12 protein-coding genes are annotated in these 17,589 nt (G+C 47.8%); 4 read left to right on the top strand and 8 right to left on the bottom strand.

Annotation, left to right across the window (positions count from 1 at the left end; genetic code table 11):
- The first annotated feature begins 192 nt into the window (after window positions 1–192).
- From metE to JM642_RS16920, 4 genes are all read left to right on the top strand, one after another.
- Window positions 193–2,463, top strand: coding sequence for a 5-methyltetrahydropteroyltriglutamate--homocysteine S-methyltransferase (metE, locus tag JM642_RS16935; RefSeq protein WP_203432201.1), 2,271 nt, complete (start codon window positions 193–195; stop codon window positions 2,461–2,463).
- Between the two features lie 374 nt (window positions 2,464–2,837).
- A complete protein-coding gene (locus JM642_RS16930; RefSeq protein WP_088586117.1) occupies window positions 2,838–4,049 on the top strand; it encodes an efflux RND transporter periplasmic adaptor subunit in 1,212 nt (403 codons plus the stop codon).
- Window positions 4,050–4,051: 2 nt separating this feature from the next.
- On the top strand, window positions 4,052–6,022 hold the full coding sequence (locus JM642_RS16925) for a MacB family efflux pump subunit (protein ID WP_037414407.1): 1,971 nt from the start codon (window positions 4,052–4,054) through the stop codon (window positions 6,020–6,022).
- A gap of 4 nt (window positions 6,023–6,026) precedes the next feature.
- A complete protein-coding gene (locus JM642_RS16920; RefSeq protein ID WP_203432200.1) occupies window positions 6,027–7,445 on the top strand; it encodes an efflux transporter outer membrane subunit in 1,419 nt (472 codons plus the stop codon).
- Between the two features lie 77 nt (window positions 7,446–7,522).
- Here JM642_RS16920 and JM642_RS16915 read toward each other — a convergent pair whose 3' ends face one another.
- The 8 genes from JM642_RS16915 to gshB form a co-directional block, all read right to left on the bottom strand.
- On the bottom strand, window positions 7,523–8,647 hold the full coding sequence (locus JM642_RS16915; protein ID WP_047534546.1) for a site-2 protease family protein: 1,125 nt from the start codon (window positions 8,645–8,647) through the stop codon (window positions 7,523–7,525).
- A gap of 205 nt (window positions 8,648–8,852) precedes the next feature.
- The gene (locus tag JM642_RS16910; protein ID WP_203432199.1) at window positions 8,853–9,230 is read right to left on the bottom strand and encodes a DUF4144 domain-containing protein; all 378 of its coding nucleotides are present in this window, start codon (window positions 9,228–9,230) and stop codon (window positions 8,853–8,855) included.
- Window positions 9,231–9,478: 248 nt separating this feature from the next.
- Window positions 9,479–11,170: a FapA family protein gene (locus tag JM642_RS16905; RefSeq protein ID WP_047534553.1), complete on the bottom strand. Its 1,692-nt coding sequence runs from the start codon at window positions 11,168–11,170 to the stop codon at window positions 9,479–9,481.
- 580 nt (window positions 11,171–11,750) lie between these two features.
- The gene (locus JM642_RS16900) at window positions 11,751–12,149 is read right to left on the bottom strand and encodes a hypothetical protein (RefSeq protein ID WP_188869925.1); all 399 of its coding nucleotides are present in this window, start codon (window positions 12,147–12,149) and stop codon (window positions 11,751–11,753) included.
- A gap of 106 nt (window positions 12,150–12,255) precedes the next feature.
- Window positions 12,256–13,302, bottom strand: coding sequence for a hypothetical protein (locus JM642_RS16895; RefSeq protein ID WP_152978801.1), 1,047 nt, complete (start codon window positions 13,300–13,302; stop codon window positions 12,256–12,258).
- A 628-nt stretch (window positions 13,303–13,930) separates the two neighbouring features.
- Window positions 13,931–14,959, bottom strand: a complete 1,029-nt coding sequence (locus JM642_RS16890) for a methyltransferase (RefSeq protein ID WP_203433856.1) — start codon at window positions 14,957–14,959, stop codon at window positions 13,931–13,933.
- A 215-nt stretch (window positions 14,960–15,174) separates the two neighbouring features.
- Entirely contained in the window at window positions 15,175–16,557 is a 1,383-nt protein-coding gene (locus tag JM642_RS16885) for an alkaline phosphatase (RefSeq protein ID WP_172587708.1), read from the bottom strand.
- Window positions 16,558–16,630: 73 nt separating this feature from the next.
- Window positions 16,631–17,578 carry a glutathione synthase gene (gshB, locus tag JM642_RS16880; protein ID WP_037414494.1) on the bottom strand — a complete coding sequence of 316 codons (948 nt, stop codon included), beginning with the start codon at window positions 17,576–17,578 and terminating at the stop codon, window positions 16,631–16,633.
- Window positions 17,579–17,589: the final 11 nt, after the last annotated feature.

The following is a 17,589-nucleotide window of genomic DNA, read 5'->3' as shown; positions in this document are numbered from 1 at the left end:
CAAGTGAATTTCGCTCATGTTGTGCTTGAAATCAATTCGGTTGCTGGCATAGAGACTATCACAATAAACTTCTAGACGTCCAGACGCCCATTGTGATTTATCTAGGCTTAAATGCGAAAAGTTGCCAAGAAAACACCATCTACTGGGTGCAAGTGCCGAATATGGCTTATCTCAAATAAAGGAAGATATGGTATGCAATTAAACAGTCTTGGTTTTCCCCGTATCGGGCGTCGTCGTGAATTAAAGTTTGCCCTTGAAAAATACTGGCGTGGTGAGAGCACTCAAGCTGAACTGCATGAGGTGGCTAGGGAGTTACGCCGCACTCATTGGCAATGGCAAGTGGACGCAGGGATAGAGCAAGTACCTGTAGGGGATTTTGCCTTTTACGATCAAGTGTTAACCCTGAGTGCGACCTTAAACGCTATCCCCGATCGCCACCGTGGCGAGGGTGCTATCGATCTTGATACCTTATTCCGCGTTGCCCGTGGTCGTGCACCAAGTGGCACCGATGCGCCAGCCTCGGAAATGACTAAGTATTTCAACACTAACTATCACTACTTAGTGCCAGAGCTTAAGCAAGACCAAGTGTTCTCTATCGCCTATGAGCAGTTATTTGATGAAGTGGCCGAGGCGCAGGCGCTGGGTTATCAAGCCAAGCCTGTGTTGTTAGGCCCTGTGAGTTACTTGTATCTGGCCAAAACTGTAGGTCAGGATTTCGATAAGCTGAGTTTATTGCCCAATCTAGTAAAGGCTTATGCCGACATTCTTGCGCGTTTTGCTGCGCAGGGCGTAACTTGGGTGCAACTTGAAGAACCGATTCTGGCACTCGAATTAGCCGCCGATTGGCAAGCAGCGATTAGCCAAGCTTATCAAGCGCTTAAAACGGCTCAAGTGAAGATTTTACTCACCAGTTACTATGGCAGCATTAGCCATCATCAGGCATTGGTTTCCGCGCTGCCGGTGGCGGGGGTGCACCTAGATTTAGTGACTGCCCCTGAACAATTGGCCTTGTTTGCTAATGCATTAAGACCAGATCAAATTCTGTCGGCGGGTGTAGTTAATGGCCGTAACGTGTGGGCGGCGGAGGTTGACCTGATTGTTGAGCGTATCGGCGGTGTTGCCCGAGACTTAGGAGCGCGCCTATGGATTGGCACTTCGTGTTCACTGCTGCACAGCCCTGTGGATTTAGAGGTAGAGACAACGCTCACGCCGACGCTGCGTCAGCAGCTTGCGTTTGCCAAGCAAAAGCTGTTGGAACTGGCAAATGTGCGCCAATTGTTGCAGGCCCCTGAGTCTGTCGCGGCCAAAGCGATAGTTAACTCCTGCGTGGCTCGCCGTGAGGCTAAGGCACAGGCGGCGGATGCTAAAGTGATCGCCCGTGTCGCTGCGCTGACCCCAGCCGACTATGAACGGGTGAGTGAATTTACTGAGCGCCAAGTGGTGCAGCAGCGTAAGTATCGTTTGCCATTGTTGCCAACGACTACGATTGGCTCATTCCCACAAACACCGGCAATCCGCGGACTACGTAGCCGCTGGCGCAAGGGTGAGCTAAGCGATGCCCAATATACTGAGCAGTTGCAGCAAGTGACCCGCGATACTATCGACCGCCAGCTTAAGCTCGGTATCGATGTGCTGGTGCACGGTGAAGCCGAGCGTAATGACATGGTGGAATACTTCGGCGAGCAGCTCGAAGGCGTGGGCTTTACCAAAAATGGGTGGGTGCAGAGTTATGGTTCTCGCTGCGTGAAGCCGCCATTAATTTATGGCGATGTGAGTCGCCCGAAAGCCATGACGGTTGATTGGGCGGTATTTGCCCAGAGCCTGACGGACAAACCTGTCAAAGGCATGCTAACGGGGCCGGTGACGATTCTACATTGGTCGTTTGCCCGTGAAGATATCAGCCGCGATACCATTGCCACCCAATTGGCGCTGGCTATTCGTGATGAAGTGGTGGATTTACAAAATGCGGGTATTGGCATTATTCAAATTGATGAGCCAGCCTTCCGCGAAGGATTGCCATTAAAGCAAAGCGAGTGGCAAGCTTACTTAGATTGGGCGGTGAATGCCTTTAAACTGAGTGCGGCGGGTGTGATTGATGAAACCCAAATCCACACCCATATGTGTTACAGCGAGTTTAACGATACGATTGCCGCGATTGCCGCCATGGATGCGGACGTGATCACCATCGAGACTTCCCGTTCACGCATGGAACTGCTCAACGCCTTTGAAGATTTTGAATATCCAAATGAAATTGGCCCTGGCGTTTACGATATCCACTCGCCCAATACACCAAGTGTTGAGGCCATGGTGCACCTTATCGAAAAAGCGGCGCAAAAAGTGCCAGTGCGCCAACTGTGGGTTAACCCCGATTGCGGCCTTAAGACACGCACTTGGGCTGAAGTCGAACCCGCGCTGAAAAACATGGTCGATGCGACCCGTGAATTGCGTCGCCGCCTTGGCTAAGTGTTTGTGATATCTGAGTAATAAATGCCACAACTGCTTTACGTAAACAACAGGGATACCTAAGGTATCCCTGTTTTGCTATTGGTTGTTTATACAAACCTTTGCTTATAAAAATCAGCGTTTCACGCCATGACCCTTTAGTTTGAGGTATGCAGATAATCTCAAGTAACATGGATTTATATGGTTCAACGTTTTATCCGTATATTTAAAGGTCTAGGGCGCAAACTTCTACACAGATATTTGCAAATCTTTACCTGATATCGACACTTCCTTCGTCTACTGTGCTTAGCTAACTCTATATACTGACAGCACTATTTTTCTTCCCGCAAGATACACGCTTGCGCCCATTGGCATTGATGGACACCTAGATTCAGATGAAAAAATCCTCAAAGCGTAAATTGATATTGATCCTAAGCGGCCTCATCCTCCTTGGGGGCGGCGCTTATTTTCTGCTACATAAACCCGAGGCGGCTCCAAGCTATGTGACTGAACCCGTTAGACGCGGCGATATTGAAAACTCGGTGCTCGCCAACGGCATGTTGCAGGCCTCCAAGCTGGTGAGTGTGGGCGCGCAGGTCTCAGGGCAAATTCTGAGTTTGCCTGTGGAGCTAGGCCAAGAGGTGAAAAAGGGCGATCTTATCGCGCAAATCGACAGTCTTGCCCAGCAAAACAACCTGCAAAATGCGCTGGCATCCCTTAAAAACATCAATGCCCAGTATCGTGCTAAGCAGGCGCAAATTCGTCAGGCAAAACTCGAATATACCCGTCAGCAGCAAATGCTCGCCGATAAGGCCAGCTCCCGCGCAGACTTTGAAGCCGCCGAAGCCACGCTCACGGTGTATCAAGCCGAGCTTGAGCAGTTAGAAGCGCAAAAACAACAGGCTGAGATTAATGTCGACAGTGCCAGAATCGATTTAGGTTATACCAAGATCACTGCGCCTATGGATGGCACCGTCGTTTACTCTGCGGTCGAAGTGGGTCAAACCGTTAACGCCAATCAAACCACACCAACCATAGTCGAGATGGCGCAGCTCGATACCATGACGGTCAAGGCGCAGATCTCCGAAGCCGATATCGTCAATGTGCGCCCAGGACAGCCAGTGTATTTCACTATTCTTGGTAGACCTAACCATCCCTATCGCGGCACTTTAAGGGCGATTGAGCCTGGCCCGACGTCAATGGATGGTGACGATAGCAATATGAGCTCGAGCGATTCAGACGCCATTTATTACCATGGCCTGTTCGATGTCGAAAACCCCGACCGAACCCTACGCATTGGCATGACGGCGCAGATTTCGATTGTGCTTGCCAAGTCTGATGATGCGCTGTTAGTACCATCGCAGGTGCTGAGGGTAAAACCAAGGGATAAAGCGGCTCCGCCAGCGGAAGGCAAGTCCCGTGGGCCGCAATATCAAGTGCCTGTATTGGTGAATAACCAAGTGCAATATGTGGATGTAACTGTTGGTATTAATAACAAAATCAATGCCGAAATCCTGTCTGGCCTGAACGAAGGCGACCAAGTGGTGCTCGGAATGCCCGCCGACGGCTCGACCATGAAGTTCCGTGGCCCACCAATGAGGTTTTAAGCGTGACTAAGCCATTACTGGAAGTGTCAGCTTGCTACCGCAGTTTTCAGGCGGGTGAGCAACAACTGACTGTACTCAAAGATGTTAATCTTTCCATCGCCCGTGGTGAGATGGTGGCGATCGTCGGTGCCTCGGGTTCGGGTAAGTCGACACTGATGAATATCTTGGGCTGTTTAGATAAACCCTCAAAGGGCTCGTACTTTATCGATGGCCAAGATACCTCGCAGATGGATGTGGATGAACTCGCAAAGCTGAGACGTGAGCATTTCGGCTTTATTTTTCAGCGATATCATTTGCTTGGCGATCTAAATGCTGTCGGTAACGTCGAAGTGCCCGCCGTGTATGCGGGTAAAGATCGTCTTGAACGTAGACAGCGCGCTGAGCACTTATTGTCGCGCTTGGGTTTAGGTGAGCGTCTCGACCATAAGCCAAATCAGCTCAGTGGTGGCCAACAGCAGAGGGTGAGTGTGGCGCGGGCGCTGATGAATGGCGGTGATGTGATCCTTGCCGACGAACCGACGGGCGCTTTAGATAGTCACAGCGGTGAAGAAATGATGCGGTTATTACAGGAACTGCACCGCGAGGGCCACACCATTATCATCGTCACCCACGATATGCATGTGGCGCAGCATGCCGACCGTATTATTGAGATTAAGGACGGGGTGATTATCAGCGATGAGCCTAATCCCGCCTCAAACGTTGCGGCTGCGCCTAAGACTGAAGTGATCCCCGCCAAGACGAAGGTGCGCGCCCGCGTGGCGGCATGGGACAGATATGCCGAAGCCCTGAAAATGGCGCTGCTGGCGATGTCGACCCATAGATTGCGCACCTTTTTAACTATGCTCGGCATTATTATCGGTATCGCTTCAGTCGTGTCTGTGGTGGCGCTGGGTGAAGGCTCGCAGCGGGAAATCTTAAAGAGCATTAGTTCGATGGGCACCAATACCATAGACATTCGCCCCGGCTCAGGCTTTGGTGATAGGCGCTCGGCAAAGGTACGAACTTTGACTGCAAGCGATGCTAATGCACTGAAAAATTTGCCCTATGTCGATAGTGTCACCCCGAGCATTGGCTCGAGTGCGACTGTGCGTTATGGCAATAAGGCGGTGACGGCGACTGTGAATGGTGTGGGGCCAGAGTTCTTCCGGGTTAGAGGCTATGAGCTCGCCCAAGGGCAGTTTTGGGACGATGACAGTGTTAATGCGTTAGCCCAAGATGCGGTGATCGACGAGAACACCCGTAAACAGCTGTTCCCTAACAGTAGCGGCGTCATGGGCTCTGCCATCGGGGAAGTCATCTTCCTCGGGGATTTGCCGGTGCGGATTATTGGTGTCACTCAGCCTAAGGAAAGCGCCTTTGGTAACAGTGATGCCCTCAATGTGTGGGTGCCTTATACCACGGTATCAGGCCGGATGGTGGGCAAGAAATACCTTGATGGCATTACTGTTAGGCTCGATGAATCCGTACCGAGCAATGCGGCGGAGCAGGGGATTATTAGCCTGCTGAAGATGCGCCACGGTACACAGGATTTCTTCACCATTAACACGGATACCATTCGCCAGAATATCGAGAAAACCACCGCGACCATGACGCTATTAATCTCGGCCATTGCGGTGATTTCCCTCGTAGTGGGCGGCATAGGGGTGATGAATATCATGCTAGTGTCGGTGACCGAGCGCACCCGCGAGATTGGCGTGCGCATGGCGGTTGGGGCGCGCCAGAGTGATATTCTGCGGCAGTTTTTAATTGAGGCCGTGTTGGTTTGTCTGTGCGGCGGCGCGCTTGGGGTGGCCTTGGCCTATTTGATTGGCGTGGTGTTTGCCCAAGCGGGAGGCAGTTTCCAGATGATTTATTCGACGACTTCTATTGTTGCCGCCTTCGCCTGCTCCACCTTAATCGGGGTGTTGTTTGGCTTCCTCCCCGCTCGCAATGCGGCGCGTTTAGATCCTGTTGATGCCCTGGCTAGAGAGTAACTCAATGAATAATAAAGTGTTAACGCATCAAAACAAATTAAGAACGCTTAAGTTCAGCGTGATTGCCATCAGCATTGCGCTGTTGTCTGGCTGCGGCGCGCTGATGCGCTCCGACTTTGAGCCGCCAGCATTACAAGTGCCAGAGCAGTGGCAGCACACCCAAGTGAATGGTCAAGTGAGCCTCGACCCTTGGTGGCAGAAGTTTAATCAACCCGAATTAAATCAGCTGATTAGCCAAGTGCTTAGCAGCAATAATGACCTGACGCTCGCCACCTTAACCTTGCAAAAGGCGCGTTTACAGGCGGGGTTAGCGCGGGATGATTTGTATCCACAGCTCAGCTCCAATAATACCGCGTCTGTGAATAAACCGCTGGAGGGCGGCAGTTCGAGCAAGACATTTCAGGCTAACCTGTCGGTAAGCTATGAGGTAGATCTCTGGGGTAAAGTGTCGGCCAATATCGACCAAGCCCAATGGACGGCGCTGGCAAGTCTCGAAGATAGGGAGAGCACGGCGCAGAGTCTAGTCGCGACGACGGCATCCCTCTATTGGCAGATTGGCTATCTGCATCAGCGGATTGAACTAAGCAATAAGAGTATTGAACATAGTCGACAAACACTGGCATTAACCCAGCGCCAATATGCCTCGGGCGCCGTGACTGAGCTGAATGTGCTCGAATCCCAACGCAGTTTAGCGGGGCAAGAGGCTTCCCACAGTCAATTGCTGCAACAGTTAGCTGAAGCCGAAAATGCCCTAGCGATCTTACTCAATCGCGCCCCGGGGCAAGTGGCGGTTGAGATCAAGCAATTGCCGGACGGTGCGGTGCCTGAGGTTGGCGTCGGCATTCCCGCCGAATTGGTCGGCCGTCGTCCCGATGTGAAGGCGGCTTTGTACCAATTGCGCTCGGCGCTGGCCAGTAAGGATGCGACCTACGCCAGTTACTTCCCAAGTTTGAGTTTGACTGGCAGCGTGGGTGAGTCGACCTCCGAGCTAAAAGAGCTGTTGCGCAATCCCGTGGGGAGTTTAGGTGCGGGTTTAGTGCTGCCCTTTTTGCAATGGAATCAAATGCAAATCAACAATGATCTTGCAGATATCGACTACCAAACGGCGATTGTGAATTACCGTAAAACCCTCTACAGCGCTTTTAAAGATGTGGATAACGCTATCTCGGCCAAGCAGCAATACGCCTACCAAGGTGAGAAGCTTGAGCAGCAATTTAGCGCCGCCGCCCAGGCCGAAGCGATTTATGAGAGCCAATATCGCCATGGCGCTATTGGCATTCAAAATTGGATTGATGCGCAGGAGAATCGCCGCAGCGCTGAGGCCGCATTGCTGGAGAATCGCTATAACCAATTAACGGCTCAAGCGACGCTTTATCAAGCCTTAGGTGGGAGCGATATTGCGCCGCCATTAGCGGATAATTAATTGAATTATTAGATAAATAAAAACCGCGATGCCTTAAGCAATCGCGGTTTTTTATTATGTGGATCAGACGATTGCGTTTAGCTGCGCAGGATCTGGAGTGGCAGGCTTAACATATCATCGCCCGTGCCCGCTAAGTGCCAGATAATCCCAACGAGGGCGGCAACGGTCACTAAGTACCAAATGGTTGAGAATATCTGCCCATATCTGTCTAGCGGCAAGAGGTGGCTTTGATGACGAGTACGCCATTCAAATACAATTTCTAAGCTGCCGATAAGTAGCAAGAAACCGAGCAAGGCAAGGCCCAAGGTGTAGCTGATATACACCCCAAAGGCGGCGCCAATCACGCAGGCAATTAACCCCATAATGCTGTTCATGGAGAAGCTAATGCTCTTTAAAATATGGCCGCCATCGAGGGGTAAAATTGGCAATAAATTAAACAGGTTAAGTAGCGCGTTAAAGGCTGCTAGCCCTGCAAAGAAGACATTGTCCGTCATGTGGTAAGCGATAAGCGAGCCTACCGACATCAACAGGCCGAAGGTTGGCCCCATAATCGAGATGACCACATCCTGCCAGCGGGTGTTAATCTTTTCATCGCTGAGGGCGAGTCCCCCCATAAAGGGGATGAGGTAAATTCCTTTGGTTTTCATCCCAAAGTACTTCATCGCGCGAATATGGCCGTACTCGTGGAATACCAAACAGGCGATAAGTGCCAAGGCAAATTGGAAGGAAAACAACCAAGAGTAGGCCGCCACACTCGCGCCCGCGAGAACCACTTTGATGACCTTAGCGCTTTTGAGTAGCTTAAATCCAAGGGAAGCTAAACCAACAAAGCTAAATTTTTGTGGTGTAGTCACTGGGATTTCAGGGGTTTGGCGTTCGATATCTTTTTCGGTACGAGTGCCTTGGGCAATCACTTCTTCATCAATAAGCAGTCGATAGTCGAATCTAAAGGGCTGCCAAACCACATCGGTTTCAAGCCGCACAAGGATTTTATGCTCAAGAACTTGCGCTTCGCCATGCTCGCTGGCCAATTGGCTATGCTGTTGAGTGAGTTCAAATTCATGGACTTTGAGACCGCCATTATCCACTGAAGCGGCTTTTTGTGAGACTAAGGTATTGTCCCAAAAGAGTTGTTGCCAACCTGCGAGGGAGCCTTCCAAACGCAGTGATTTGCCTAAGCAGTCAATCTTAAGTAGTTCCAATTTAGGTTCCGTTTGTTGGTGTATCCGAATGATGTCCAGCGTTGATTTGGCACTTTAAGGCAAAGTATGCAGACCAATTGCTTTGGACATAACGGGCTGGGCCGTTCGTGATAAATTATGCCTGCTAAATGTGGTTGAGGATATTAGCTTTTTGGATCATCTCGTCGAAGACTGTGAATCCTATCAGATTTTACTTTGCTTCTGCTTAGTCATCTAAGCTATGGACGATTTCCATCCCTTGGGCGAATGTTGTAAACGCTAATTTGGCCACACAGCATTGGCCTAAGGCATTGGCATGTTTTTGTACCCATTTAATAAAATCGGTGAGGGGCAATTTGTGCTCTTGTTTTAGCAGGTTAGGTAGCTCACCAATAGGATCTTCATGAATAGTGGTTGGGGTGGCGCGGATCAAATATTGGTTACCTAAGCTGTCGAGTAACAGGTCCGTATCGATAAATTGATGCTGGTAAAGGCAGGCGAGTTCTAACCAATCACGTTGATGGCCAAGATAAAGGAGTTCATCATTTTGAGTCAGCTTAACTACTGCAGGCCATTGAATATCAGCCATTTTTACTTGAGTCATGTGTATTCCTGGGGCCATGTTCTACTTCAACCTATCACATTTATCCTTATCCCCCAACGCTGGCGTTTACGTGGGGAATCGTAGGCAGTATGCCACCGACTAGGTCAAAGAAGAAAGCCATTGAAATGTTCTTGGGTGAGGATTCACTCGTGGATAACAATGAGGGGGCTATGATTGAGGCAGTAGCCCTAAGGGGCGCGCCACGTTGAATGACATGTGCGCCCTTAGTAAAACGCTTTGAACGTTATTTAACTGGCTGCCGCTTGTGCTTTAGGTTTGGCATTGTAATCAAAGTTAATCTCTTGATTAAGATTGGTGATGGAGCAAGTGCCATGTTCGCGGGTAGTTCTATGATTAGCTTGGCCAATATGAAATTCGACATTGAGGAATACATGCTTAATCACATCGATGTGATACTTATCGAAATAACTTTCCACTTCCTGTTTTAGGCTATCAAATTCGAGCTCTTCACGGGTGCGCTCGTTTAAAATTCGGTTCTTCTCATCGAGCATCATCTTAATCTGCTCAATCATCACGGGATCATTTTGCCATTCGGATTTTGGGGGAAGTCTTTTTAGGCGAGCTTCAATATCGAGGGTGGCTATCACCATTGATTGGACACTTTCCTCCAGCTGTTTGAGGTTTTGCTTGAGCTCGCCTTGCTCCATTGCACAAAAGACTTCTGTTTTTGTCCCCGCAGTGGCACCAATGGCAACGGCAATGAGTCCTTTTTCAGCATGGGCGACGCCACCAGTTAAATCGCCGCGGCGACCGCTAGTGTCACTTATCGTCAGGGTTCCTGCTGTTTTGGTATTACTATGAAGTAATTGCTTAGTGATCAGAATATTCCCCTTTGCAGTTAATTGGGAATATTGCACAAACTGGGCGCTGATTTGCCCTTGAGCAGTGAGGTTAGTCGAAAACTCATTGACGCGAATTTGCCGACCAATGACGCCTTTACTAACGGTAATATCGCCTTCTGCCTCAAGGGTCGCTGAATCGACAAAGCCCATCACAGTAATATCACCGGAGCTTTTCACTATCATGCCTTCGTGTACATCACCTGTGATTAAAATACTGCCTTTAAAGGTGACATGGCCCGTGCTGATATCGACATCTTTTAGCTGTAAAACATCATCAACATTCATGCCTGTGCGGGTTTCAACGGGTTGCCCTGCTACAGTGGCGATGAGTTTGTTGGGATCATTCGGATGGATGCTGGTACCTGTTCCTGCGAGTAAAGGCAGATCCTTGCCAGGCTTTTGCTTAAGGACTTCTCCTTTAATGTTATAACCGGGAGAGCCTTCGGTCCCTGGGTGTTTGATCATCAAAATATCGTTAGGCTTGACCATTATCATGGAGCCAAGATTACGCATATCCACAGTACCATCTTCGCGCTCCTGCGGCTGGAGTAAGCGCTCACGGGCCAGCGAAACCTTACGCTCTAGCACGGCATTTTGGCCGTTTACTGGGTGCTTGCCTTGGGCGATTTCACTTTGACAGCTATCGCCGGGTTTGAGCTTGGTGATTTTTTGCAGCAAGGTTTGGATTTTAAGTTTGCTTAAGCCCATGCAAACATTATTTTTTTTAAGTTCAGTAAGAATTTCAGGTAAGTCGACCGCTTTACCTCCACAAGGGGCGGTTAGGGTCATGGTGGCGAGCATTTTATCTGGGCTGATTTCAATCTTAACGCTACCATCTCGGCGTTCAGCCAGTACGGAAAACAGTTCAAATTTACCATCTTCTTGATGGTACAGAGAGTTGGTTTGCGCCACCACTTTATCGATGGCCTGATCAAGTGGATACAGTGAGCAAAACTCTGGGAGCGATAACAGGCGCATCACATCATCACGGGTGATGGGGCCATGCTCTTTGGGGATCAGGCGTAATTCCGCCTTGCTTTTGTCACTGCTTAACTCGAGGAGTTCAGGGGCCAACATAGAGCGCTTCCTTACTCGTTTGTTTTATTATTGTTTTATCGGCTAACGCGAGTATAACAGTAGAAACTTTGCGCAAAGAAGCCTTTTCGACGCGAAAAAATGTAAATGTTGTGTTTTTGTTGTGATGGTCTATTGGTTGATTTATCAATAGATTTTTTATTTGATTAACGATAGTTAATCTAGTGTAATCTCTGGTTTTTTTCAAAATATCAGCACGGGTGTTGATTGGGAAAGTTTTTTAGCTTAACAAAAAAATAAACTTTACAACGCTGTCGGGTATGTTAGGGGAGAGGTAGACTGGACAACATTCTTGATAATTTAGCGTTTACTGCATTTGATACTGTTCACAAAATGATGAAAATCTTCTCTAGATAGCAGCAAGTCTTCGGTTGCGGATCACGACTCTATTGAGGTGTTTTTGAGGGGATAACTAGTCTATCCAGACGCGTGCGGTACGTTAAAATCTTCGAATAGCCTAACTTAGGGGCAAAAGTAAGCTAGGTGCTTTGCTTCAATTTGTGGGGTTAGGATTAAATCGTGGGATTAAAAATTCTATGGTTAGCATTTGATTACCTCTACTCTATTCTTGTGTTACACCCCCATGAGTCAGCTCAAATCTGGGTTCTTTATTGCTTGGCCATGTCGGCTTTTCTATGGGAGATTCAAAAGTGGTCAGCCAAACCTCAAGCTCACCGGAGCCAGATAAACACCCCATGAAGGAAAAACACATGCCGCTATTTATCATGTTATTGGCAAATTGAATTGCCTCTTCAAGCGACCCTTCTTCCTTGTTATGGCTGAAGGTTTCATCGTCCCACACCCAGTTAATAGGTGCCCCATTTTCATCACAAGCAAGGTATCTTACGTTCTTATAACCTTCGCTAGCTGCTGTTAAAGAATCCAGAAAGGATTCTCTGATTTCTGAGAATCTCTTTTTGAATGCTTCAATGCCTAAATCTTTACTAATAATGTGCTTCATATTTGCTCTAGAGGTTAATGCCGCGTTAAGCGGACTAAAATTGTGGGTTGAAATGTGTAGCGAATCGAAACGTAACCAACTGTTTTAGTTCCGTTTAAACGCCTTGTTAGGCCTTTAAGTTGGAGATAAACTCTGAAATATTTTGCCGAATTGAAGCACGTTCTAAATTATCTAGTTTTAATTGATCAATGAAGTTTACCCCACTTACACTGTTTCTCATCCCAGCCTCTGAAATATTAACCTTAATCAAAGGTTTATGTTCTGAAAATTTTATAAGTGACGGTATATACTTATCCATAATTTCTTTGTCATCGACTATCAGGACTGCTGCACTGTAATTATGCATGCCTCTTAAGAAACGCTCATCTAGGATAGAGATTGATGATTTTATATTATTTGACCATAGAGATTCTTGTATATATTGCACTACTTTACTGTGAATATTATTACCAAGTTGGTAGCTAATGATTAAAACATTAATGCCTGAAAATTCACTTCTACCTACAGCCTTAGGTAATAGAGATTCTTTATCAAAAATTAATGGAATAAATTGTTTAGATATTGGTGTTATTCGGGAGCGTTCCGAATCTATGTAACCAAGCTGAATCAATTTGCTAATTGTTACATTTTTAAAAAAGTCTTTCGTTGATAATAACTTTGAAACTTGAGAGCCAATTCCACCGGGGGTCATTAGATCAAAAATTGAATTAATGTATATTTCTTTCAAAAAGCACAATTCTGTAAAAGTTAGATCTTTACAGGTAGTAATGAAATGCCTTTTAACGTTCGGTTCAATTTTTTGTTCAATTATCCCTTTTAACAAGTTTGCATAAATTGTAACTTTTTCATTTTCTATATCTTGAGTACAAGACGACAAAATTGCATGGTAATCATCTAAACTAAACTCCTTATTTATAAAATCTTTTATTTCCTCTTCATCTAGATTTTCGTTTAATAATTTATCATGGAATTCTTCTAATCTAGCCTCTGTTCGGCCCATAAAATAATTTCGCCCATGTTGAGCTAATGATTTAGAGATGTCATAAATAAGCCCGCCTCCAGGAACTACAGCAGTTAAACCTTCTTTAGCTAAAAGATCAGCTACAGTTATTGCTGATTTTTTTGACCTATTTAAACTTTTAGAACGATCCATGAATGACTCCGTGAGGCCTAACATTTTATTCATGCGCATGCGGGTTTACCTCGTTGGACCAGTGAAAACGCGCACAGCTAACTATCTGTATGCAAGGAACTTATCAGCTTTCTGCCGCTTTTCATATAAGTAATCCATCTGGGAAAACGCGCATGCGCGTTTTACAAACCTATTAACTAAAAGCCAACTACTATAGTCAATTGATTTTATAGCGTTTTATTTGTTGAAAATGGAGTTAATGCGCACTGATATTGTCTTCAAATCATTCAAAAATACCTCAATTTAAATATGACTATACCCATACATTGTTAGTCGATTTCTGGTAAGTCCAAACATAGGTAAATAGATAAGAATTGTATGGCAGCAGGTGTGGGAATTTTCGATTGAGCTAACGAGCCGAAGCACGGAATGGAGCATTAGCTTTTTAGTCAGATAAACAGTTCAATGGTAATAAATGCTATTTAAGATATGGCAGCGTTAACTTGTTTGTTGGGGGATTTTTGATTTCAAAATACGTGTATTCGATAGGGGCTGCGTTATTCTCTTAATTCTTAACGAGTCTTTATTCCTTGGTGCATCCTAGAGTCAAATTAAGTTAGCCCCACTCATAATCGAGCGGGGCGAAAGATTAGGCCTGCTGGAAGGAATAGAGTTTGTATTTGTTATTCTCTGCGGGCACCGTTAATTGGCCAAATTCGGCCGCGATAGTGTCTGAGTAGGGCAGATGGCGGTTAGCCACAATTTGCCAAATCCCTTTAGATTGTAATTGCTTGGCGCTATCGGCGACAAAGCGTTGGGCAATGCTGGTCGTGCTGGCAAGGCCATCGTGGAAGGGAGGATTGGAGATAATACCGTCGAATTTTCCACTGGTTTGCGCCAATCCATCGGAGGGATAGACCTTGGCCGTCATGCCGTTTGCTGCCAGCGTAAGTTCGCAGGACGCCAGCGCCATAGCATTGATATCAATACATTCTAGCGCCAATGTCGGCTGCGCCTTTAACAGCGCCGCGGCAATCACACCAGCGCCGCAGCCAAAATCCAGTACTCGACCTGAAAGCGTTGGCAGATGCGACAGCAATAGCTCTGTGCCTTGGTCTAAATGCTTTTCACTGAACACACCGACTAAGTTGCAGATGGTGATATTGCCCTGCGGGGTGGCGAGTTGATACTGGCTGGTCCAATCGCTGAGTTTAATCTCAGGCGCGGTATTAATTAGGCTGCTGCCAAAGAGTAGGCAATGGCGCGCGTTATCGAGTTTGACGCCTGTGGCAAAGTATTTCGGCAACAGTTTGACTAAGGATTTAACCCCGCCTTTGTTTTCTCCTACGACTAAGAGCTGGCCATCGGCCACTAAATGCTGAGCGGCCAGATTAAACAAATAGGGCGCTAACGGCTTAGCCTTAGGAAAGTACACAATCACAGTGTCGTACTTATCCTGGTGGGGCAGTTGATGGCCAAAATAGCAGCGCAGTTTGGCATTAGCCTGCGGCGCTAAATGCAGATAATGGTGGTAATCCAAGGCGAGAGCATCGACGGACTGGGCGACATCGAGCAGTGCTTTGGGCAGTGAGTCTGCCTCATGGTTTAGCACTAAGACTTTATGTTGGCTCAGGGTTTCCTGATTGCGGATAATGACTTGCGATGGATTCGTTAACACTGCATGGCTACCGTAAAAAATAAGTGCGGGCATTATACCCCTTATTCGGCTACGAGCCAGCCTGCATGCCGACTTAAGGGATGCAGCAAAACAGCGCTCACTCGAACGGTGCTGACTGAAAGCCAATAAAAAAGGCAACTGTGTTAATACGGTTGCCTTTTATCTGTTAGCTGGCGCGATATTCGATTGGCTTATTTTTAGCTAATCACAGCAAATTAGCCCTGTGGCTGCACTGGTGCTGGAGCTGGAGTTGATACAGGTGCGGGGGCTTTTGGCTTTTTAGGCTTAGGTAACAGGCTAAAAATCTTATTGGCGATATCAGTATTGTCCTGATGACCGTTAAACAGCCCAGCTGCGGGACCTGCGGCAAACACTTGCACATCGGTGCCTGTGTGTCCGTCCGTTGTCCAACCCGTATCGGTACGTTTATCAATCACATGACGAATAGCCATTGCCATGGTTTCTAAGCCCTGCATTCTGGCTACATTGAGTTTAGCCAGTTCTTCTTCCGTTAATTCAAAGCCTAAACCACGGGATAAGTCGGCTTGCCAGGTCTCGCCACCGATAGCGGCTTGCGCTAAGGTATCTGAACTGGCGGAAATATTGCGCAGGATCTCAGGATTCCAGTTGTAATTTCCATCGACACCAATCGATAAACCGCCGGTATTATGGTCGGCGGTGATCACCATTAAGGTATCGGGATTTTGGCGTACGAATTGCTCAACGACTTCAATGGTGTTGGCAAACTCATCCATTTCGCCCATAGCGGCGGCGATATCATTGTTATGTCCCGCCCAGTCGATAAGGCTACCTTCGACCAGCAGTACAAAGCCTTGATCATTTTGCGACAGTAAACTGAGGGCTTTTTGGGTCAAGGTGCTGAGTTTTTTAGCATCTTTTTCATCGATAGCCCAAGGCAGTTGTACTTCGGCAAACAAACCTAAGACCTTAGGCTGGGTAATGCTGGCCAGATCATCAAAGCGGGTAATATGTTGATAGCCCTTGGCGGTAAATTGGGCCAACAGCTCGGGTGGAAAGTACTTTTGCCCGCCACCTAAAAACACATCGGCGTTGGTGTCGAGATAACTTAATGCCAGTGCATCGTAATTTTTACGGCTTTCGTTATGGGATAAAAATGCCGCTGGCGTGGCATGGTTGATTTGTGAGGTAACGGCAACCCCAGTGCTCAAGCCTAAGGATTTGGCTTTTTCAAGAATGGTGGGCAGAGGCTGTTTTTGGGTATCAACCGAGATGGCGCCGTTATAGGATTTGACTCCTGTCGCGAGGGCGGTTGCGGCGGCGGCCGAGTCGGTCACATAACCACTGACACTGGCGGGATAAGTACTTGCCATGCCAACCAATAAACGGTCAAAGACGGTTTGTTCGACTTCTTCGGTATCTGGATTGTCCTTGTAATAACGATAGGCACTGGTATAGGAAGGCCCCATGCCGTCGCCAATCATAATCACAATATTTTTGGGGCGTGATGGCGCCTTGGCTGGGCCCGTCTCATTCGCCCCAGCTTCCGCTGCAAATACGGGGCTTGAGAGCCATAAACTCATACCAAGCAGTAACAGTGGCGCTTTGGTGAAACTCATATCAGATCCCTAGAAGTCGTAGGCGCTCTTAAGGCGCCTTCAATGAATATTATTATCTTGTAGGTGTACAAGCTTACTGGGCGAGACGGGCTTCGATGGCATCGAACAGCATGCCAGTAATGTCCACATCAAATGCCGCTTGGATTTCACGGATACAAGTCGGGCTAGTGACGTTAATCTCGGTCAGCTTGTCACCAATCACATCCAGACCCACAAAAATCAGGCCGCGTTTTTTAAGCTCTGGGCCAATGGCACGGGCGATTTTCCAATCTGAGTCCGATAGCGGTTGGGCAACACCGCTGCCGCCTGCAGCCAAGTTACCGCGGGTTTCGCCTTTTTTCGGAATGCGCGCCAAGGCGTAGGGCACGGGCTCGCCATCCACCACCAGAATGCGCTTGTCGCCCTTGGTGATTTCAGGAATAAAGGCCTGCGCCATGGCGTATTGGTTGCCATATTGGGTTAAGGTTTCGATGATCACCCCAAGGTTAGGGTCGTCCTGCTTGACGCGGAAAATAGAGGTGCCGCCCATGCCATCTAGTGGCTTGAGGATAATATCGCCCTTGGCTTGGTGGAACGCGCGGATCCGATTGGCATCGCGAGTCACAATGGTTTCTGGAGTAAATTCGCTAAACCATGCGGTGAATAGTTTTTCGTTGGCATCGCGCAAGCTTTGTGGCTTGTTGACGATTAATACACCTTGTTCTTCGGCGCGCTCTAACATGTAAGTGGCATAGATATATTCGGTATCGAACGGCGGGTCTTTACGCATTAACACCACGTTCAGATCGCTCAGCGGCGTGTCTTGGGCATCGCCCAGTTCAAACCATTTATTGGCATCGTTGATGACTTTTAATGGACGCATATTGCCCATGGCTACGCCATTGACCATAGCAAGGTCGGCCATTTCCATATAAAACAGCTGGTAACCCCTTTCCTGCGCCGCCATCAGCATGGCAAAACTGGAGTCTTTCTTAATGTTGATCTCACTGATGGGGTCCATCACTATGCCGAGTTTTATCATTAATCTGTTCC

The organism is Shewanella sp. LZH-2 (assembly GCF_016859145.1).
Classification (GTDB): Bacteria; Pseudomonadota; Gammaproteobacteria; order Enterobacterales; family Shewanellaceae; genus Shewanella; species Shewanella xiamenensis.
Note: the sequence above shows the minus strand (reverse complement) of the source record. Positions and strands in the feature narration are given on the sequence as shown.

Coding starts and splice junctions, on each gene's coding strand:
- metE (WP_203432201.1), top strand. CDS start 193: ATGCAATTAAACAGTCTTGGTTTTCCCCGTATCGGGCGTCGTCGTGAA.
- JM642_RS16920 (WP_203432200.1), top strand. CDS start 6,027: ATGAATAATAAAGTGTTAACGCATCAAAACAAATTAAGAACGCTTAAG.
- JM642_RS16930 (WP_088586117.1), top strand. CDS start 2,838: ATGAAAAAATCCTCAAAGCGTAAATTGATATTGATCCTAAGCGGCCTC.
- gshB (WP_037414494.1), bottom strand. CDS start 17,578: ATGATAAAACTCGGCATAGTGATGGACCCCATCAGTGAGATCAACATT.
- JM642_RS16885 (WP_172587708.1), bottom strand. CDS start 16,557: ATGAGTTTCACCAAAGCGCCACTGTTACTGCTTGGTATGAGTTTATGG.
- JM642_RS16900 (WP_188869925.1), bottom strand. CDS start 12,149: ATGAAGCACATTATTAGTAAAGATTTAGGCATTGAAGCATTCAAAAAG.
- JM642_RS16895 (WP_152978801.1), bottom strand. CDS start 13,302: ATGGATCGTTCTAAAAGTTTAAATAGGTCAAAAAAATCAGCAATAACT.
- JM642_RS16910 (WP_203432199.1), bottom strand. CDS start 9,230: ATGACTCAAGTAAAAATGGCTGATATTCAATGGCCTGCAGTAGTTAAG.
- JM642_RS16905 (WP_047534553.1), bottom strand. CDS start 11,170: ATGTTGGCCCCTGAACTCCTCGAGTTAAGCAGTGACAAAAGCAAGGCG.